Raw genomic sequence first — 18,313 nt, forward strand, 5'->3', positions numbered from 1 at the left:
ACTCATGCGTTCGCGGTTTCCTCCAGCCATTCGCAGAAACTCTGCGCCGCCGGAGTTTGTGGGCGCTGCGGGGTGACCAGCCAATAACCGATCTCGCCGAGCATCGGCGGGGTGTCGAAGGCCGGTATCAGCGCGCCTTCCTTGATCCGCCGTTCGATCATTCGCTGGCGGCCCATGGCAATGCCCTGGCCGGCAACCGCGGCTTCGACGACGATGTTGTAGTCGTGCAGCATGACGCTGGGCACATGAGCCAGATCGATGCCGCTGTGTTGCTGCCAGTCGATCCACTCGAACGGCTGGTACGACTTGGCCATCAGCAACGGCCCTTTGCTCACGCCCTTGGCCTTGAACGCCGGGCTGCACACCGGCGTCAGGGTCTCGCCCATGAACCGGCGGGCCTGGACTTTCGGCCAGCCGCCCTTGCCGTAGCGGATCGCCAGATCCACCTCGCCGGCGTCGACATCCGCCAGTTGTACGGCGGGCAGCAGTTCGACGTGGATGTTCGGGTATTTCGCGTTGAAATCCGCCAGACGCGGCGCCAGCCACAAGGTGGCGAAAGAGGCGAGCAGACCGATGCGCAGGTTGGTGGGGCGCTCGCCGCGCAGGTCGTGGGTGGCGGCGGCAATCGCGGCGAGGGCCGGTTCGATCTGCCGGTAGTAATGTTCGCCGGCGACCGTCAGATCGATCGCCCGGGTGCGGCGCACGAACAGTCGCTGATCGAGGAATTCTTCGAGTTTGTGCACCTGATGGCTGATCGCACTTTGGGTCACCGACAGCTCATCGGCAGCCTTGATGAAACTCAAATGACGGGCCACGGCCTCAAAGGCACGCAAGGCCATCAGCGGTGGCAGGTCCTGATGCAGGGGCACGGCGCAGATCCTTCGGGTTCAGGGCGAGGCGCCGATTGTGCAAGTAAATCCGGTGGGCGGTACATGAAATGTTGTAGAGGGTTCAGGCGAGTGGCTGGTCAGCGCCCGCGCCAGGCCGCATTATTGGCGCAGTCCTGCCGTTGAAGCGGCAGTTGTGATTCAGTCCAAGCGATGCACCGAACGCCATGAGCCAAGACGACAAGCTGATCGACCTCAACACCGAACGCGCCAAGCGGGTTCATGACCTCAACGAGAAGCGCCTGAATGAAGTGCGCCAGGCTTTCGAGCAGGCCATGCCGTTGGGTAAACCGAAGAAAAAGCCGAAAAACAAACCGAAAAAGCGTTGATCTCCCCTGCATCCGTTGATGCAGGTCAGTTATTTCCCTTCCTTTCCTCCTCTCTGTGACCGGCATTGATCCCGGTCAATTCCTGCGCCTGCCTGATTGGTTAACTTAGTTCCATCGCAGTAAAGCAGGGGCCAGGAGGCCAGTCATGTTTTTCGATAACGTGGTGTTTGCCGGGGTCCTGACTGTGGGCCTGATGGTTCTGTTTTTTGCAGGGTTTGGATTTTTTATCTGGAAGGATGCGAACAAGCGCAAGAAGCCTTGATTCTTCTGGATTTGATGAGCACGCAAGGCATTTTGGGCAACTTCGGTTGCCCTTTTTTTTGTCTACTTGGCGGCCTCTGGGCCGACCATGTTGTGGTTCGATTTGTGTGAATATCCGTTTCTTCGGGTGCTGCCGCTGGCGGTTTCGCCCTTACGGCGAGTCCCTTTGGCAAACGCCCCAAAGGAACCAAAGGTCTGGGCCCCGGCGTTCGGCGCCTCGCTAAAGCTCGGCGTTCCTTCGTTCCGGGATTCATCCGGGGGCATCGCCTACGGTTTGCTTCGCTGCACCTCCTCTCGATGCATGCGGCTTCGCCGCACGGTCGCTGCGCTCCCACCCCCGGATAAATCCCTCCACTCAGCCTTCCGATGGGGCCGGCACGTCAAAAGCGGTACTCGAGCTAACGCTCATCGTTTTGAGTGGTGAGGAGCGGAAAGCGGACTGCTTTTGCTTTGATCGTTCCCACGCTCCGCGTGGGAATGCAGCCCGGGACGCTCTGCGTCCCATTTCTGGAAGCAACAAAAAAGGCGTGATCCTCTCGAATCACGCCTTTTTCATTCCAGCGGTCTATCAGCTGCCCAGCGCCTTCGACGCCAGCCAGAACAGGCCGGCCGACAGGGCCACGGTGGCTGGCAGGGTCAGGACCCAGGCCAGCAGGATGGTTTTCACCGTGCCGCCTTGCAGGCCGCTTTTGTTGGCGACCATGGTGCCGGCCACGCCCGAGGAGAGGACGTGGGTGGTGGACACCGGCAGGCTGAAGATGTTGGCCATGCCGATCAGGCTGGCGGTGGTGATCTGGGCCGACATGCCTTGCGAGTAGGTCATGCCTTGCTTGCCGATCTTCTCGCCGATGGTCAGTACCACGCGTTTCCAGCCGACCATGGTGCCCAGGCCCAGGGCCAGCGCTACCGCCAGAATGACCCAGAACGGGGCGTATTCGGTGGTGGTGGTCAGGTCTTTGCGCAGTTTGTCCAGGTCGGCTTTTTCACGAGCGGCGAGGCCTGGCAGTTTGCTGACTTTCTTCGCAGTGTCGTCCAGGCAGAGCAGGTAACGACGCACTTCGATGCGGCTTTCCGCGGACAGCGAGTGGTAGTCGGCTACACCTTTGAGGGTGTCGAGCAGGGCGGCGATGGTCGGTTCGGTCTGTTGCGGGTTGCAACGGAATTTCTCCGGCAGGTCGCCTTCCACGCTTTTGCCCAGGGCCAGGAATTCACCCAGGGTGTCGGCGTTGCGCTTGTAGAACTGGCTCAGGTGCAGGGTCGCGTCGCGGGTACGTTCGATCTGGTAGGTGGTGCTATTCAGGTCGAGTACGAACTGCGCAGGCACGATACCGATCAGTACCAGCATGATCAGGCCGATGCCTTTCTGGCCGTCGTTGGAACCGTGCACGAAGCTCACGGCCATGGCCGAGATCACCAGGACCAGGCGGTTCCAGAACGGTGGGTGCTTCTTGTCGTCGATCTTGCGGCGCTGTTCCGGCGTCTTGTGCATCTTCGACAGCGGACGCCACCACTTCAAGCCGATCAGCACCAGCGCGGCGATCAGGAAGCCGGCCATCGGCGAGAACACCAGCGAGGCGCCGATATCGATCGCTTTCTGCCAGTTGACGCCGTCAGCCAGTGGAATTTCGTTGATCAGGGCGTTGGCCAGGCCGACACCGAGGATCGAACCGATCAGGGTGTGCGAACTGGAGGCCGGGATACCGAAGTACCAGGTGCCCAGGTTCCAGGCGATCGCGGCGGCGAGCAGCGAGAACACCATTGCCAGACCATGGCCGGTGTTCACGTTGATCAACAGTTCTACCGGCAGCAGGTGCACGATGGCATACGCCACGCCAACGCCGCCCAGCAGTACGCCGAGGAAGTTGAACACGCCCGAGAAGAACACCGCCAAGTGAGGCGGCATCGCTTTGGTGTAGATAACAGTGGCTACCGCGTTAGCGGTGTCATGAAATCCATTGATGAACTCGAAGGCGAGGACAAATGTCAGGGCGAGCAGGAGGCTCACAAGCACCCAGGCATCCAGTCCGCTGAATAAATCGATCATGAAGGTTTTCTGACCCGGTCATAAGGGGGCGCGATTATGCCAGAAAAGACTGGAAATCGATCCCCTACCTGCTCATCGGTAACATTCTTCAACGAATTAATTTGTATCAGGGGGCGTTACCCAAGCTTTTTGCAGGGATTTTCAAGCCTTTGATTCTATTGGGAAAAATGCGAGGAGTCGGCGGATTGGCCGGTTGTCGGGAGGGGGCTGAAACTTGTATGAAATATCTGAGAAACGCGTCTGACATGCTCCCAGCCTGTGCAATACAGGGGGGAGTTGGCCGCTGCCCGCGGGTAGCGGGCGCGCAAGGCATCGTCAGCCCACCGTGCTTGTAACCCGGTGAGTACGCTTACCCTCGAAAGATGCAAAGGACGGCGTCAAGGCTCTTCGGCTTTGAGTTCCTCTTCCATTTTTTTCAGTTCTTGCTGGAAGACCTGATCCTGAACGGTAGGGCGTTTACGCCAGGCTTTGCGTTCCGGTTCGGGCTGGGCGGCGTAGGTGGTGACTTCCCCGCCGTAAACTTCCTTGTAACGTTGTTCCTGGCGCTCAAGTTCCGCGCGCAGTTCGTCTTTCGTCACAGTGCTACCTGTATAAGTTGAGAAAAATGTCTGGTGAACGCACTGCACGAATCATTTAACCGAATCGCCAACAAGGACTTGCCTGTAAAGGCAGCGGTGTTGTCGGGAAGACGGTCAGGACTTCCATGTTGCAGGCGGCTACGGCACCAGATTAAAACTGACGCAGCATCAGTTTCCTGTTTCAGCGAGCGCGCTGGCGGTGCATGAGTAATGAGCGTCAGGCGCTGGCCGGGGCCGGCGGCGATGGACATCGCGCCAGCGGGTGGCACCGTCGGCAAATAAAAGCGCGGTGTCACTGAGGTGCATTATAGCGGCCGAATCGGGATTGACTATCTTTGCCAAGTTAAAAACGGTTCCGGATGTGTGATTGTTTTGTGACGTGCAACTTTCATCAATAGTTGCATCGCCGTTGCGCAGTGTTTGATTTCTGGCGCCATTTAGTCGGACAACTAAGGCGCTTAAACCGCACCGGCGTTCCAAGTTCAAATCTGTTGCGCACAACCCAAACGAGGAGGTGAGGGCGATTGCGATTATCGGTCGACGGTTCGATAATCGCCCGGTGTTGGCGGTGTGTCGCTTGTGTATCTGCCGACGAGCCGCTTGTATAGCCGTTGATCCGAACAAGAAAAAAGGACCTGACATGAACGATCAAATGCGCAATTCCTTCACCTCGGTAGCGCCGCCGATCGTCGCTTCGCCGGCCAAGCGTATCCAGGCCCTGACCGGTGATCCGGATTTCATGACCTCCCTGGCCCGTGGCCTGGCGGTGGTGCAGGCGTTTCAGGAGCGCAAGCGCCACCTGACCATCGCCCAGATCAGCCATCGCACGGAAATTCCCCGCGCCGCTGTGCGCCGTTGCCTGCACACACTGATCAAGCTCGGCTACGCCACCACCGATGGGCGCACTTATTCGCTTCTGCCGAAAGTGCTGACCCTCGGTCACGCCTATCTGTCGTCGACGCCGCTGGCGGTTTCGGCCCAGCCGTACCTCGACCGCATGAGCGAGCAACTGCACGAGGCCTGCAACATGGCCACGCTGGAAGGCGACGACATTCTCTACATTGCCCGTTCGGCCACTACCCAGCGTCTGATTTCGGTGGACCTGTCGGTGGGCGGGCGTTTGCCGGCGTACTGCACGTCGATGGGGCGAATCCTGCTGGCGGCGCTGGACGACACCTCGCTGCGCGAATATCTCGACCACGCCGAACTGGTGGCCAAGACCAGCCGCACGATTCACACCCCCGACGCCTTGCTCGAATGTCTGCAGGAAGTCCGGCAGCAGGGCTGGTGCATCGTCGATCAGGAACTGGAACAAGGTCTGCGTTCGATTGCCGTGCCGGTGTACGACGCGTCCGGCCAGGTGGTGGCCGCGCTCAATGTCAGCACCCACGCCGGTCGGGTCAGTCGTACCGAGCTCGAGCAGCGCTTTCTGCCGGGCCTGTTGAGCGCCAGTCGCGACCTCAGTGCGCAGTTGTTCGCCTGATGAAGCTGTTCGATAAACGCACAGAGTTGCGTTTATCGAATTGACGCTAAAACCCCCGGATCATTAATGTCGCGGCAGCGTCATCCGGCACGAATGTGAATGAGCCCGCCGGATCGTCGACTCCCATAATAATGACAAGAGGCAACTTCCCATGCGCACGTTCCCCGACTGTCGCCGCTCCCGTTCCTGTTGCCGGTATTAGCGCAACGCCTGATTTCTTCCTTATATAGTTGTGACCGTGCCGCTCTCTGGCCGGCCGCCGTTCGACTGCGTTTTCTTGCGTGGAATAAAAATAATGAACCAGCCTCAGTCCGCTGTAGGTCACTGCCTCGACGTGCAGTCCTTCATCAATGCCCAACCGATCTCGCGCTATCAGTGGCGCGTCGTGATCCTGTGTTTCCTGATTGTGTTCCTCGATGGCCTCGACACCGCGGCCATGGGTTTTATCGCGCCGGCCCTGTCCCAGGACTGGGGCATCGACCGCGCCAGCCTCGGCCCGGTGATGAGTGCCGCGCTGATCGGAATGGTCTTCGGTGCGCTGGGCTCCGGGCCGCTGGCTGACCGCTTCGGGCGAAAAGTCGTACTGGTAGGCGCGGTTTTTCTGTTCGGTGCTTTCAGCCTGGCGTCGGCCTACGCCACCAATGTCGATCAGTTGCTGGTGCTGCGTTTCCTCACTGGTCTGGGACTGGGCGCCGGCATGCCGAACGCCACCACGCTGCTGTCGGAATACACCCCGGAGCGCAAGAAGTCCCTGTTGGTGACCAGCATGTTCTGCGGCTTCAACCTGGGCATGGCCGGTGGCGGGTTTATTTCGGCCAAGTTGATCCCGGCATTCGGCTGGCACAGTCTGTTGCTGATCGGCGGGATCCTGCCGCTGATCCTCACCGTGGTGCTGCTGCTCTGGCTGCCGGAATCGGCGCGCTATCTGGTGGTGCGCAATCGCGGCACCGACAAGGTGCGCAAGACCCTCGCACCCATTGATCCTGCCATCGTCGCTCAGGCCGCGAGTTTCAGCGTGCCGGAACAGAAAACCGTGAAAGCGCGCAACGTGTTTGCGGTGATTTTTTCCGGCACCTACAGCGTCGGCACGTTGCTGCTGTGGCTGACCTATTTCATGGGTCTGGTGATCGTGTACCTGCTGACCAGCTGGCTGCCGACCCTGATGCGCGACAGCGGCGCGAGCATGGAGCAGGCGGCCTTCATCGGCGCGTTGTTCCAGTTCGGTGGGGTGCTGAGTGCGGTGGGCGTAGGCTGGGCGATGGACCGCTTCAATCCGCACAAGGTGATCGGCATTTTCTACCTGCTGGCCGGGGTGTTTGCCTACGCGGTCGGGCAGAGTCTGGGCAACATCACGCTGCTGGCGACCCTGGTGCTGGTGGCGGGCATGTGCGTCAACGGCGCGCAGTCGGCGATGCCGTCGCTCGCGGCGCGGTTTTATCCGACGCAGGGCCGGGCGACCGGTGTGTCGTGGATGCTCGGGATCGGCCGCTTCGGCGCGATTCTCGGAGCGTGGATGGGCGCGACCCTGCTGGGCCTGGGCTGGAATTTCGAGCAAGTGCTGACGGCGCTGGTGATTCCGGCCGGGCTGGCCACGGCAGCGGTGGTGATCAAGGGTCTGGTCAGTCACGCGGACGCGACCTGAGTTTCATTGCAGGATCGTTCCCGCGTCGAACTGGCCGCAGAGGTTGCTCCGCGTTCGGCTTCGGAAGGGACGCGGAGCGTCCCGGGCTGCGTTCCCACGCAGAGCGTGGGAACGATCAGTGCCACTCCCGCACGCGGTGCGGGAGTGATCATTAGGCAGATAACAATCTGTTCGATAAACGAACACTCAGTCGATTATCGGATTGTTTGGTGAAAATCAGCGGCTTAATCTTCAGTGACTCCGGCGCAGAACCTCGCGCCTTTTTATTCACTGGCGATTCATTACAAAAACGGGAGCCCGCTCCATGGCTGAGATCCTTTCGCTGCACGACGCGGTGAAGCAATTCGTCAACGACGGCGATACCGTCGCGCTCGAAGGCTTCACTCACCTGATCCCTACGGCGGCGGGTCACGAAATCATTCGTCAGGGCAAGAAAGATCTGACCCTGGTGCGGATGACGCCTGACCTGATCTACGACCAACTGATCGGCGCCGGCTGTGCACGCAAGCTGATCTTCTCCTGGGGCGGCAACCCTGGCGTGGGTTCGCTGCACCGTCTGCGCGACGCGGTCGAGAAGCAATGGCCGCACGCGCTGGAAATCGAAGAACACAGCCACGCCGACCTGGCCAATGCCTACGTCGCCGGCGCCTCCGGCCTGCCGTTCGCGGTGTTGCGGGCCTACGCCGGTTCCGACCTGCCGAAGGTCAACCCGCTGATCAAATCCGTGACTTGCCCGTTCACCGGCGAAGTGCTGGCGGCGGTGCCGTCGGTGCGTCCGGACGTGACGGTGATCCACGCCCAGAAAGCCGACCGTCAGGGCAACGTGCTGCTGTGGGGCATTCTCGGTGTGCAGAAAGAAGCCGCACTGGCCGCCAAGCGTTGCATCGTCACCGTCGAAGAAATCGTCGACAACCTCAACGCCCCGATGAACGCCTGCGTGCTGCCGACCTGGGCCTTGAGTGCGGTCTGCCATGTACCCGGTGGCGCGCATCCGTCCTACGCCCACGGTTACACCGAGCGTGACAACCGCTTCTATCAGGCGTGGGATCCGATCGCCCGCGACCGTGAGACGTTTACCGCGTGGATCAACGAATACATCCATGGCTGCGCTGACTTCAGCGAGTTCCAGGCCAAGTTGGCCGCTGCTTCGGAGGCCAAGTAATGACCTACACCACCAATGAAATGATGACCGTCGCCGCAGCCCGTCGCCTGAAGAACGGCTCGGTGTGCTTCGTCGGCATCGGCCTGCCGTCGAAAGCCGCCAACCTGGCGCGCCTGACCTCGTCGCCGGACGTGGTGTTGATCTACGAGTCCGGCCCTATCGGCGCCAAACCCAGCGTGTTGCCACTGTCCATCGGTGACGGCGAACTGGCAGAAACCGCAGACACCGTCGTGCCGACCGGTGAGATTTTTCGCTACTGGCTGCAGGGCGGACGCATCGACGTCGGTTTCCTCGGCGCAGCCCAGGTCGACCGTTTCGGTAACATCAACACCACCGTGGTCGGCGACTATCACCAGCCGAAAGTACGCCTGCCGGGTGCCGGTGGTGCGCCGGAGATCGCCGGCTCCGCGAAAAGCGTGCTGATCATCCTTAAACAGTCGGCGCGTTCGTTTGTCGACAAGCTCGATTTCATCACCTCGGTCGGCCATGGTGAGGGTGGTGATTCGCGCAAACGTCTGGGCCTGCCGGGCGCCGGCCCGGTCGGGATCATCACCGACCTGTGCATCATGGAGCCGGAAGAGGGCACCCATGAATTCGTGGTTACCGCACTGCACCCGGGCGTGACCCGCGAGCAAGTGGTCGCCGCCACCGGTTGGGCAATCCGTTTTGCTGACAACGTTGACACCACCGCCGAGCCGACCGAAGTCGAGCTGACCGCCCTGCGCGATCTCGAAGCCCGCACCGCAGCGGCCCACGGCCAGGCACCGGGAGAAGCATGATGCGCGACGTTTATATCTGCGATGCGATTCGTACCCCCATCGGTCGTTTCGGTGGCGGTCTGGCGGCTGTTCGCGCCGACGACCTGGCCGCCGTGCCGATCAAGGCCCTGATGGAGCGCAATCCGTCGGTGGACTGGAGCGCCATCGACGAAGTATTCCTCGGCTGCGCCAACCAGGCCGGTGAAGACAACCGCAATGTGGCGCGCATGGCGTTGTTGCTGGCCGGTCTGCCGGAGAGCGTTCCGGGCGTCACCCTCAATCGCCTTTGCGCGTCGGGCATGGACGCCATCGGTACGGCGTTCCGCGCCATTGCCAGCGGTGAAATGGAGCTGGCGATTGCCGGCGGCGTCGAGTCGATGTCCCGCGCACCGTTCGTGATGGGCAAGGCTGATGCGGCGTTCTCGCGCAACATGAAGCTGGAGGACACCACCATCGGCTGGCGTTTCATCAACCCGCTGATGAAGGCCCAGTATGGCGTTGACGCGATGCCGCAGACCGCCGACAACGTCGCCGACGACTACGAAGTTTCCCGCGAGGATCAGGATGCTTTCGCCCTGCGCAGTCAGCAACGTACGGCCGCTGCCCAGGCTGCCGGCTACTTCGCCGAGGAAATCGTCGAAGTGCGGATCGCCCACAAAAAGGGCGAAACCGTGGTCAGCCAGGACGAACACCCCCGCGCCGACACCACGCTTGAAGCGCTGAGCAAACTGAAACCGGTCAACGGCCCGGACAAGACCGTCACCGCCGGCAACGCTTCGGGCGTCAACGACGGTGCCGCCGCGCTGATTCTGGCCTCGGCGGAAGCGGTGAAAAAACACGGTTTGACTGCCCGCGCCAAAGTGCTGGGCATGGCCAGCGCCGGGGTTGCGCCACGGGTGATGGGCATCGGCCCGGTGCCGGCGGTGCGCAAACTCACCGAACGCCTCGGCGTTGCGGTCAGCGATTTCGATGTGATCGAACTCAACGAAGCCTTCGCCAGTCAGGGCCTGGCGGTGCTGCGCGAACTGGGGCTGGCGGACGACGCAGCCCAGGTCAACCCGAACGGTGGCGCGATTGCCTTGGGCCACCCGTTGGGCATGAGCGGCGCGCGGCTGGTGCTGACTGCGCTGCATCAGCTGGAAAAGACTGGTGGCAAGAAAGGTCTGGCGACCATGTGCGTCGGTGTCGGCCAGGGCCTGGCCCTGGCCATCGAACGCGTCTGACGCAAGCCGTGACGAAAAAGAACAGAGGAAAGCGAAATGACTGACAAGCCTGGTTACCGCCGCCCGCAGGAAGGCACCCAGCCGCCGTACCTGCACCCGACCTATCAATCCACCAATCTGCGCTCGCCGTCCAAGCCGTTGGTGTTTCTGCCGCATTCGCTGTCGGAAATCACCGGGCCGACCATCGGTGCCGAGCGTGTGGCCGATACCGACAACGATTTGACCGCCCAGCATCAGGGTGAACCCCTCGGTGAGCGGATCATCATTCACGGGCGTGTGCTCGACGAAGACGGTCTGCCGGTCCCGGGAATTCTGGTGGAGATCTGGCAAGCCAACGCCGCCGGTCGCTACAACCATGCCCGTGACCTGCACGACGCGCCGCTGGACCCGAATTTCACCGGCACCGGCCGCACCGTGACCGACGCCGACGGCTGGTATCAGTTCCAGACCATCAAGCCCGGCGCCTATCCGTGGGGCAACCACCACAATGCCTGGCGTCCGGCGCACGTGCATTTCTCGTTGTTCGGGCCGAGCATCCTGACGCGCCTGGTCACGCAGATGTATTTCCCGGGCGACCCGCTGCTGGCCTACGACCCGATCTACAACTGCGTGCCGGACACCTCGGCCAAGGAACGCCTGATCGCCGCTTTCGATCTGGAAAAAACCATTCCGTCCTACGCCCTCGCTTATCGCTGGGACATTGTGCTGCGCGGCCGCGAAGCCACGCCGATGGAGAAATGAGATGACCCTGACTGCGACCACGTCCCACACCGTCGGGCCGTATTACCATATCGGCCTGACCTGGCTGAACCGTGAAAACCTCGCCGACGAACTGACCCTCGGCCAGCGCGTGGCGATCACCGGGCAAGTGGTGGACGGCAACGGCGATGTCGTCAACGACGCCATGCTCGAAGTCTGGCAGGCCAACGCCGCCGGCAAATATGACCACCCGGAGGACGAGCAGGCCAAGCCGCTCGATCCGAATTTCGAAGGCTTCGGCCGGGTGCCGGTGGATGCGGAAGGGCGCTTTCGTTTCACCACCATCAAGCCGGGCACGGTTGAAGGCCTGAAGGGCTCGACCCAGGCGCCGCACCTGGTGGTGCTGGTGTTTGCGCGCGGTCTGGTGAAGCACTTGCTGACGCGGATCTACTTCGAGGGTGATCCGGCGAACGTCAATGATCCGCTGCTCGAATGCGTACCGGCCGAGCGCCGCGATACGTTGCTGGCGAAGCCGGACGCGGCGGGTGTCTATCAGTGGAATGTGATCCTGCAGGGCACTGATGCGGAGACCGTGTTCTTCGATTACTAGAACACCAGAGTTCCAATGTGGGAGCGAGCCTGCTCGCGATTGCGCAGTGTCATTCAGCACAAAGGTTGGTGATGTACCGCCATCGCGAGCAGGCTCGCTCCCACAGGGGGGGAACTGAGTTGCTGATCCAATGTGGAACGGGGCTGTTGCAAAGTGTGTCTAGACTCTCACTGTCCCTATCGAGTGAAACAATAATGACAACCACCACCTCCCATTACACCGGCGAAGAGCGCAGCAAGCGCATTTTTGCCATTGTCGGTGCGTCGTCCGGCAACCTCGTCGAATGGTTCGACTTCTATGTCTACGCCTTCTGCGCGATATATTTCGCCCCGGCGTTTTTCCCCTCCGACAACCCCACGGTGCAGTTGGTCAACACGGCAGGCGTCTTCGCCGCCGGGTTCCTGATGCGACCGATCGGCGGTTGGATTTTCGGCCGGGTCGCGGACAAGCACGGGCGCAAGAACTCGATGCTGATCTCGATCCTGATGATGTGCTTCGGTTCGTTGCTGATCGCCTGCCTGCCGACCTACAAGGACATCGGCGTCTGGGCGCCGCTGCTGCTGTTGTTCGCGCGTCTGCTGCAAGGCCTGTCGGTGGGCGGTGAATACGGCACCACCGCGACCTACATGAGCGAAGTTGCGCTCAAGGGCCAGCGCGGGTTCTTCGCCTCGTTTCAGTACGTGACGCTGATCGGCGGGCAACTGCTGGCGGTGCTGCTGGTGGTGATCCTGCAACAGTTCCTCTCTGAAGAAGAATTGCGTGCCTACGGCTGGCGGATTCCGTTCGTGGTCGGTGCGGCCGCCGCGCTGATTTCGCTGTTCCTGCGCCGTTCGCTGAAAGAAACCACCAGCAAGGAAATGCGCGAGAACAAGGACGCCGGCAGCATCCGCGCACTGTTCCGCGATCACAAGGCTGCGTTCATCACCGTGCTCGGCTATACCGCCGGCGGCTCGCTGATTTTCTACACCTTCACCACGTACATGCAGAAGTACCTGGTGAACACCGCCGGCATGCACGCCAAGACCGCCAGCTACATCATGACCGGCGCGCTGTTCCTGTACATGTGCATGCAGCCGCTGTTCGGCATGCTCGCCGACAAGATCGGCCGGCGTAACTCGATGCTCTGGTTCGGCGGCCTCGGCACGTTGTTCACAGTGCCGATCCTGCTCAGCCTGAAAAGTGTCGGCAGCCCGTTCCTGGCCTTTGTGCTGATTACCGTGGCGCTGGCGATCGTCAGTTTCTACACCTCGATCAGCGGTCTGGTGAAAGCCGAGATGTTCCCGCCGGAAGTCCGCGCCCTCGGCGTCGGCCTGGCCTACGCGGTAGCGAATGCGATCTTTGGTGGTTCGGCAGAATACGTGGCCCTGAGCCTCAAGGCTGGCGGCATGGAAAACGCGTTCTACTGGTATGTCACGATCATGATGGCCGTGGCGTTCCTGTTCAGCCTGCGCCTGCCCAAAGAAGCGAAGTATTTGCACCACGATCTTTAAACCGATGCGCGCGGGCCACATCGGCCCGCGCCGGCAAGGACTGTTTATGACTCAGCGACCGGGCAATCAATTGTTCGATGCCTACTTTACTGCCCGCGATATGCGCGACGTGTTCTGCGATCAGGGCCGGGTGCAGGCGATGCTCGACTTCGAAGCAGCGCTGGCCCGGGCCGAAGCGCGTGTCGGGTTGATTCCGGCGGGCGCCGTCGAGTCGATCGAAAACGCCTGCCGCGCCGGACTGTTCGATTTCGCAGCGCTGGGCGAGGCGATTGCCACGGCCGGCAATTCGGCGATTCCGCTGGTCAAGGCATTGGGCAAACAGATTGCCGCGACCGATGCCGAAGCCGAGCGCTATGTACATCTGGGCGCCACCAGTCAGGACGTGATGGATTCCGGTCTGGTGCTGCAATTGCGTCAGGCGCTGGAATTGATTGAAAGGGAGCTGGCGCAACTGGCCGACGCTCTCGCCATTCAGGCGCAGCGCCACGCCGCGACGCCACTGGCCGGGCGCACCTGGCTGCAACATGCGACGCCGGTGACGCTCGGCATGAAGATCGCCGGTTGGCTCGGTGCGATCACGCGCAGCCGTCAGCGTCTGCGCGAGCTCAAGCCACGGCTGCTGGTGCTGCAATTCGGCGGCGCGTCCGGCACCCTCGCGGCGCTCGGCGAACAGGCGTTGCCGATCGCCCAGGCGCTGGCCGAAGAACTGCAACTGACCCTGCCGGAGCAACCGTGGCACACCCAGCGTGATCGCATCGTTGAGTTCGGCGCGGTGCTCGGTCTGATCGCCGGCAGCCTCGGCAAGTTCGGCCGCGACATCAGCCTGTTGATGCAGACCGAAGCGGCGGAAGTGTTCGAACCGTCGGCGCCGGGCAAGGGCGGTTCCTCGACCATGCCGCACAAACGCAACCCGGTGGGCGCGGCGGTGCTGATCGGCGCCGCCACCCGCGTTCCGGGGCTGGTGTCGACGCTGTTCAGCGCCATGCCCCAGGAACACGAACGCAGCCTTGGTTTGTGGCACGCCGAATGGGAAACCCTGCCGGACATCTGCTGCCTGGTGTCGGGCGCACTGCAACAGGCGCGGCTGCTGGCCGACGGTCTGGAGGTCGATGCCGCGCGCATGGCCCGCAACCTGGAATTGACCCAAGGTCTGGTGCTGGCCGAAGCGGTGAGCATCGTCCTCGCGCAACGGGTCGGCCGCGACACCGCGCATCATCTGCTCGAGCAATGCTGCAAACGGGCGGTGGCCGAACAGCGTCATCTGCGAGCGGTCCTCGGTGACGAACCGCAGGTGATCGCCGAACTGAGCGCAACCGAACTGGATCATCTGCTCGATCCCGCCCATTACCTCGGTCAGGCGCAAGTCTGGGTCGAGCGGGCAGTGGCCGAACACAACGCATTGTCTGACTGAAAGGAGAGGGCTGTGGCTTTCGTTCAACTCGCCGATGGCGAACTGCATTACTCATTGGAAGGCCCGGTCGATGCGCCGGTGCTGGTGCTGTCGAACTCGCTGGGCACCGACCTGCACATGTGGGACGTGCAGATGCCGGCCTTCACCGAACATTTTCGCGTGCTGCGTTTCGATACGCGCGGGCACGGCCAGTCGCTGGTGACGCCGGGCCCTTACAGCATCGAGCAACTGGGCCGCGACGTGCTGGCGCTGCTGGATGCGCTGCACATTGAACGCGCGCATTTTTGCGGTCTGTCGATGGGCGGCCTGATCGGCCAGTGGCTGGGGATCAACGCCGGCCAGCGGCTGAACAAACTGATCGTTTGCAACACGGCGGCGAAAATCGGCGATCCGTCGGTGTGGAACCCGCGCATCGAAACCGTGCTGCGTGACGGCCCGGCGGCGATGGTCGCGTTGCGTGATGCATCGATTGCCCGCTGGTTTACTCCGGACTTTTCTGCCGCCCATCCGGCAGCAGCGAAGCAGATTACCGACATGCTGGCCGCGACCAATCCTGAAGGTTACGCCGCCAACTGCGCAGCGGTGCGCGATGCGGATTTCCGCGAGCAGTTGGCGTCGATCACGGTGCCGCTGATGGTGATCGCCGGTACCGAAGATGCGGTGACGCCACCGTCCGGCGGGCATTTCATTCAGGAGCATGTGCGCGGCGCCGAGTACGCCGAGTTTTATGCGGCGCACCTTTCCAACGTTCAGGCCGGCGACGCGTTCAGCGACCGCGTGCTGACCTTTTTGCTGGCCGATTGAGGGGATTTCCGTGGACGAGAAACAACGTTACGACGACGGCATGCAAGTGCGCCGCGCGGTGCTCGGCGACGCCCACGTCGATCGCAGCCTGACCACGCTGACCGAGTTCAACTCGGAATTCCAGGAGATGATTACCCGTCACGCCTGGGGCGACATCTGGACCCGACCGGGCCTGCCACGCCACACCCGCAGCCTGATCACCATCGCCATGCTGATCGGCATGAACCGCGAGGGTGAACTCAAGTTGCACCTGCGGGCGGCGGCCAACAATGGCGTGAGTCGCGGCGAGATCAAGGAAGTGATCATGCAGAGCGCGATCTACTGCGGGATTCCGGCGGCGAATGCGACGTTTCATCTGGCCGAGTCGGTGTGGGATGAGCTGGGTATCGAATCTCGCGAGTAATCGCCGAATTCGAGGGGTCGCAGCCTGCTGAAGGCTGCGATCCTTTGAACTTCATACCTTGGCAACAATGAAAGTCCGCTTGAACGCAAACAACGTATGGCCATTTTCCTCCTGCGGATAATGCGCATGCACCCGCCTCAGGTAGTGATAAATGAAGCGCGCCTGTTCCTCCGACGTCAGCCCCTGCATCACCGGCCGCAGCGCCGACACCTTCACCCAGTCATAAACCGGCGACTTGCCGTCGACCACCTGCAACTGCTCGGTTTCCCAGATATCCAGTGATTGGGTCAGCGGGGCCAGCAGCCGGTAGTAATCCTCCAGTGACAACAACGGCCGCGCGGCCATGCGCTGGCGCAATTGCGCAGTGCCGATGGGGCGGCCGCAGGGTCCGGCATCGTTGAGGGTGTCGAGCATCAGCTGATACCACAGCGCATCACGCCAGTCCGGCATATGCGCGGCGAGGCAGCCGCCGGGGTTTATGTGGCCGAGCAGACGGGGCAGCAGTTGCTCATGGTCGTCGATAAAGTGCAGCACGGCTGCGGCCAGCAGCAGGTCGGCCGATTGCTCGGGTTGCCAGTCGAGCAGGTTGCAGTGCTGCCACGACGCCTTGATCGGCAGGCTGCGGGCCTGATCGAGCATCTGTGCCGAACTGTCGATGCCCCGCAACTGCGCACGCGGCCAGCGTTCGGCCAACAGTTGCGTGGCAATGCCGGTGCCGCAACCGAGGTCATAAATGAGTTTCGGATCGTTCAGTTCGACGCGGCCGAGCAACTCAACGACCGGTTGTTGCCTGAGACGGGAAAACTGCTGGTACGCCTTGGCGTCCCAGTCGGAGCAGGGCTTGCCCGGCGTTTCGAGTTTTACGCTCATGAGGTGATCCTCTCTGGCGAGTTAAAGTTGTCTTCCGATGACGTTGAGCGCTTTCAGGACAACGGCTACTCCTTTGCGTGTATCGCTGTCGTTCAACAGTTTGAGCAGTGCAACGACGCTTGGTGGCTGGTGGTGCGCCGCGACTTCAGCCTTCGCCAGACGCAGAGCATTGGCCATCTCCCAACTGCAGGCTGCCGCCTGTTCGACCAGCAAGGACAGCTTCTCCACCATGGCTTCATCCAACAGGTCGACCAGATCCGACAGCAGGGACAGCAGGTCGACAATGTTTTCCAGCCGTCCACCGTCGATCAACGGTTGCAGTCTGGCCATCAGGGCGGTGTAGCCGGGTGTGGCCGACAGGGCTTCAGACTCTTTCATCAGCAATCACTCCTCCCTGTGCAGGGTCAAAGCATTCCACGGGCCACCGCCCAGTACAGACCGCGATTGAAGCTGTTGCGCAGCAGGCCGCCGAGTTTGGTCGGTGGCGTCGGCAGTACATCGCTCCGATAGTTGTACCAAAGCGGCATTCCGGCATTCAGGCCCATTTGCGCAACGGCCTGAACGCGACCGTCATAGGCACTGATGGGGTGCCCCAGACGGATTTCGGCGGCGATGTTGTTGGCGATCACCGGCGCCTGGTTATGGCAGGCACCACCGGCCTTGCTCACCGGCAGGTCAACGGTGTCGCCGATCACATAGACCCCCTCATGGCCATAGACCTGCAGCGTTTCGTGGTTGGTCGGCAGCCAGCCTTCGTTGTTTGGCGCTTGAGAAATACCGGCTTCCAGCACGGCATCCACGGCACGGATCGGCGGGGTTGCCATCAGGATGTCGAACGGTTCGTCCGCGCCTTCATGGGAGTAGGCGATATTTGTGTCGGGATCGACCTGGCTCAGAGTGAAACCGCGCCGATACTGGATGCCCGCTTTGTCGAAAATGCCCGGCAGGATCTCTCCGGTCGGGCGTTGCAGGAACAGACAGTTGCGCAACAGCTGGGCGGTAGTCGGGTAGGTGTAGATGATCTCCACGTTCTTGCGAACACCACGACGGCACAGAAAATCATGCAGCATGAGTGTCGTTTCTACCGGAGCAATACCGCATTGGTGCGGCACATTGGGAGTCTGCGGAAAAGACACGGTAATGAAAATCCGACCTTTTTCAATCGTGCTCAGACGTTGCGCCAGTTGGCGCGCCGGTTCGTATTGATAGAAATGGTCGCCAGCCTCTTTCAAACCCTCGATGCGTTCCGGAGCGGGCACACAACCGGTGGCGATGACCAGAAAGTCGTAGGCAAAAAACTTGCCGCTATGGGTTTTGAGGTGTTGGTTGTTGAAGTCGAACCGTATGACCTTTTCAACCTGAAAGTCGATTTCAGGTCGCAACAACGAGCGTTCCGGGCGTTTGAGTTCTTCTTTGAAGAACAGGTTGAACGCCACGTACATGAACGCAGGTTTGTAGTAATGATCGGGGGATTCCGACAGGAGAGTAATCGAGACTTCGTCGCGCAAGAGTTCGGGATACAGTTTGCCGACCAGTTGATTGGCCAGCATGGTTCCGCCTACGCCGCCACCGACGATCACTATTCGCTTTTTCATACCTGACCTCCATGGTCAAGGTGTGCTTCGCGTACGGCATCCGGAGATAACGGAAGGTAAATGA

General features: G+C 61.4%; 19 protein-coding genes. 13 read left to right on the forward strand and 6 right to left on the reverse strand.

Features of this window, described 5'->3' with window-relative positions:
• Nucleotides 1-2 precede the first annotated feature (2 nt).
• Nucleotides 3-869, reverse strand: a complete 867-nt coding sequence (locus CAF76_RS16970) for a LysR substrate-binding domain-containing protein (protein WP_085647853.1) — start codon at nucleotides 867-869, stop codon at nucleotides 3-5.
• Between the two features lie 185 nt (nucleotides 870-1,054).
• Between CAF76_RS16970 and CAF76_RS28750 the strand changes: the two genes are divergently transcribed.
• Complete coding sequence (locus tag CAF76_RS28750; protein ID WP_007959203.1) at nucleotides 1,055-1,216, forward strand: hypothetical protein; 162 nt, start codon at nucleotides 1,055-1,057, stop codon at nucleotides 1,214-1,216.
• 145 nt (nucleotides 1,217-1,361) lie between these two features.
• Nucleotides 1,362-1,478: a cytochrome c oxidase subunit CcoM gene (ccoM, locus tag CAF76_RS28960; protein WP_007959205.1), complete on the forward strand. Its 117-nt coding sequence runs from the start codon at nucleotides 1,362-1,364 to the stop codon at nucleotides 1,476-1,478.
• Nucleotides 1,479-2,045: 567 nt separating this feature from the next.
• On the opposite strand, the gene CAF76_RS16975 is transcribed toward ccoM, so the two are convergent.
• Together CAF76_RS16975 and CAF76_RS16980 are read right to left on the reverse strand one after the other, a co-directional pair.
• Nucleotides 2,046-3,521 carry an inorganic phosphate transporter gene (locus CAF76_RS16975; RefSeq protein WP_011332813.1) on the reverse strand — a complete coding sequence of 492 codons (1,476 nt, stop codon included), beginning with the start codon at nucleotides 3,519-3,521 and terminating at the stop codon, nucleotides 2,046-2,048.
• A gap of 377 nt (nucleotides 3,522-3,898) precedes the next feature.
• The gene (locus CAF76_RS16980) at nucleotides 3,899-4,099 is read right to left on the reverse strand and encodes a hypothetical protein (protein ID WP_007957826.1); all 201 of its coding nucleotides are present in this window, start codon (nucleotides 4,097-4,099) and stop codon (nucleotides 3,899-3,901) included.
• 640 nt (nucleotides 4,100-4,739) lie between these two features.
• Between CAF76_RS16980 and pcaR the strand changes: the two genes are divergently transcribed.
• The 11 genes from pcaR to pcaC all read left to right on the forward strand — a co-directional run bounded on the left by pcaR (nucleotide 4,740) and on the right by pcaC (nucleotide 15,784).
• A complete protein-coding gene (gene pcaR / locus CAF76_RS16985; protein ID WP_007917109.1) occupies nucleotides 4,740-5,582 on the forward strand; it encodes a pca regulon transcriptional regulator PcaR in 843 nt (280 codons plus the stop codon).
• 295 nt (nucleotides 5,583-5,877) lie between these two features.
• Nucleotides 5,878-7,224 carry an MFS transporter gene (locus CAF76_RS16990; RefSeq protein ID WP_011332817.1) on the forward strand — a complete coding sequence of 449 codons (1,347 nt, stop codon included), beginning with the start codon at nucleotides 5,878-5,880 and terminating at the stop codon, nucleotides 7,222-7,224.
• Nucleotides 7,225-7,528: 304 nt separating this feature from the next.
• The gene (locus CAF76_RS16995) at nucleotides 7,529-8,386 is read left to right on the forward strand and encodes a CoA transferase subunit A (protein WP_003222404.1); all 858 of its coding nucleotides are present in this window, start codon (nucleotides 7,529-7,531) and stop codon (nucleotides 8,384-8,386) included.
• Nucleotides 8,386-9,165 (forward strand): CoA-transferase subunit beta, encoded by a 780-nt coding sequence (locus CAF76_RS17000; protein ID WP_085612381.1) that lies wholly within the window; start codon nucleotides 8,386-8,388, stop codon nucleotides 9,163-9,165. Before CAF76_RS16995 ends, CAF76_RS17000 begins: the two co-directional genes overlap by 1 nt.
• Nucleotides 9,162-10,367 carry a 3-oxoadipyl-CoA thiolase gene (gene pcaF, locus CAF76_RS17005; RefSeq protein ID WP_178076184.1) on the forward strand — a complete coding sequence of 402 codons (1,206 nt, stop codon included), beginning with the start codon at nucleotides 9,162-9,164 and terminating at the stop codon, nucleotides 10,365-10,367. The genes CAF76_RS17000 and pcaF overlap by 4 nt, the downstream gene beginning before the upstream one ends.
• A 36-nt stretch (nucleotides 10,368-10,403) precedes the next feature.
• Complete coding sequence (pcaH, locus tag CAF76_RS17010) at nucleotides 10,404-11,108, forward strand: protocatechuate 3,4-dioxygenase subunit beta (RefSeq protein ID WP_011332820.1); 705 nt, start codon at nucleotides 10,404-10,406, stop codon at nucleotides 11,106-11,108.
• 1 nt (nucleotide 11,109) lies between these two features.
• Complete coding sequence (pcaG, locus tag CAF76_RS17015) at nucleotides 11,110-11,676, forward strand: protocatechuate 3,4-dioxygenase subunit alpha (RefSeq protein ID WP_085647855.1); 567 nt, start codon at nucleotides 11,110-11,112, stop codon at nucleotides 11,674-11,676.
• Nucleotides 11,677-11,870: 194 nt separating this feature from the next.
• On the forward strand, nucleotides 11,871-13,166 hold the full coding sequence (locus CAF76_RS17020) for an MFS family transporter (protein WP_085647856.1): 1,296 nt from the start codon (nucleotides 11,871-11,873) through the stop codon (nucleotides 13,164-13,166).
• A gap of 46 nt (nucleotides 13,167-13,212) precedes the next feature.
• Entirely contained in the window at nucleotides 13,213-14,577 is a 1,365-nt protein-coding gene (locus CAF76_RS17025) for a 3-carboxy-cis,cis-muconate cycloisomerase (RefSeq protein ID WP_085647884.1), read from the forward strand.
• A gap of 12 nt (nucleotides 14,578-14,589) precedes the next feature.
• Nucleotides 14,590-15,381: a 3-oxoadipate enol-lactonase gene (gene pcaD / locus CAF76_RS17030; protein WP_085647857.1), complete on the forward strand. Its 792-nt coding sequence runs from the start codon at nucleotides 14,590-14,592 to the stop codon at nucleotides 15,379-15,381.
• 10 nt (nucleotides 15,382-15,391) lie between these two features.
• A complete protein-coding gene (gene pcaC, locus CAF76_RS17035) occupies nucleotides 15,392-15,784 on the forward strand; it encodes a 4-carboxymuconolactone decarboxylase (protein ID WP_041070503.1) in 393 nt (130 codons plus the stop codon).
• Nucleotides 15,785-15,835: 51 nt separating this feature from the next.
• Here pcaC and CAF76_RS17040 read toward each other — a convergent pair whose 3' ends face one another.
• Genes CAF76_RS17040 through CAF76_RS17050 form a run of 3 tightly spaced genes read right to left on the reverse strand, consistent with a single transcriptional unit; the run spans nucleotide 15,836 to nucleotide 18,249 of the window.
• Nucleotides 15,836-16,654 carry a methyltransferase domain-containing protein gene (locus CAF76_RS17040; protein WP_064593985.1) on the reverse strand — a complete coding sequence of 273 codons (819 nt, stop codon included), beginning with the start codon at nucleotides 16,652-16,654 and terminating at the stop codon, nucleotides 15,836-15,838.
• Between the two features lie 21 nt (nucleotides 16,655-16,675).
• Nucleotides 16,676-17,032 (reverse strand): DUF1641 domain-containing protein, encoded by a 357-nt coding sequence (locus tag CAF76_RS17045; protein ID WP_085647858.1) that lies wholly within the window; start codon nucleotides 17,030-17,032, stop codon nucleotides 16,676-16,678.
• Nucleotides 17,033-17,058: 26 nt separating this feature from the next.
• A complete protein-coding gene (locus tag CAF76_RS17050; RefSeq protein WP_085647859.1) occupies nucleotides 17,059-18,249 on the reverse strand; it encodes an FAD/NAD(P)-binding oxidoreductase in 1,191 nt (396 codons plus the stop codon).
• Nucleotides 18,250-18,313 lie beyond the last annotated feature (64 nt).

The organism is Pseudomonas sp. B40(2017) (genome assembly GCF_002112855.1).
In the GTDB taxonomy this organism is placed as follows: Bacteria; Pseudomonadota; Gammaproteobacteria; order Pseudomonadales; family Pseudomonadaceae; genus Aquipseudomonas; species Aquipseudomonas pharyngis.

Coding starts and splice junctions, on each gene's coding strand:
- CAF76_RS16975 (WP_011332813.1), bottom strand. CDS start 3,521: ATGATCGATTTATTCAGCGGACTGGATGCCTGGGTGCTTGTGAGCCTC.
- pcaR (WP_007917109.1), top strand. CDS start 4,740: ATGAACGATCAAATGCGCAATTCCTTCACCTCGGTAGCGCCGCCGATC.
- CAF76_RS17025 (WP_085647884.1), top strand. CDS start 13,213: ATGACTCAGCGACCGGGCAATCAATTGTTCGATGCCTACTTTACTGCC.
- CAF76_RS17000 (WP_085612381.1), top strand. CDS start 8,386: ATGACCTACACCACCAATGAAATGATGACCGTCGCCGCAGCCCGTCGC.
- CAF76_RS17040 (WP_064593985.1), bottom strand. CDS start 16,654: ATGAGCGTAAAACTCGAAACGCCGGGCAAGCCCTGCTCCGACTGGGAC.
- CAF76_RS16995 (WP_003222404.1), top strand. CDS start 7,529: ATGGCTGAGATCCTTTCGCTGCACGACGCGGTGAAGCAATTCGTCAAC.
- CAF76_RS28750 (WP_007959203.1), top strand. CDS start 1,055: ATGAGCCAAGACGACAAGCTGATCGACCTCAACACCGAACGCGCCAAG.
- pcaG (WP_085647855.1), top strand. CDS start 11,110: ATGACCCTGACTGCGACCACGTCCCACACCGTCGGGCCGTATTACCAT.
- CAF76_RS16990 (WP_011332817.1), top strand. CDS start 5,878: ATGAACCAGCCTCAGTCCGCTGTAGGTCACTGCCTCGACGTGCAGTCC.
- CAF76_RS17045 (WP_085647858.1), bottom strand. CDS start 17,032: ATGAAAGAGTCTGAAGCCCTGTCGGCCACACCCGGCTACACCGCCCTG.
- CAF76_RS17020 (WP_085647856.1), top strand. CDS start 11,871: ATGACAACCACCACCTCCCATTACACCGGCGAAGAGCGCAGCAAGCGC.
- pcaF (WP_178076184.1), top strand. CDS start 9,162: ATGATGCGCGACGTTTATATCTGCGATGCGATTCGTACCCCCATCGGT.
- CAF76_RS17050 (WP_085647859.1), bottom strand. CDS start 18,249: ATGAAAAAGCGAATAGTGATCGTCGGTGGCGGCGTAGGCGGAACCATG.
- pcaH (WP_011332820.1), top strand. CDS start 10,404: ATGACTGACAAGCCTGGTTACCGCCGCCCGCAGGAAGGCACCCAGCCG.
- ccoM (WP_007959205.1), top strand. CDS start 1,362: ATGTTTTTCGATAACGTGGTGTTTGCCGGGGTCCTGACTGTGGGCCTG.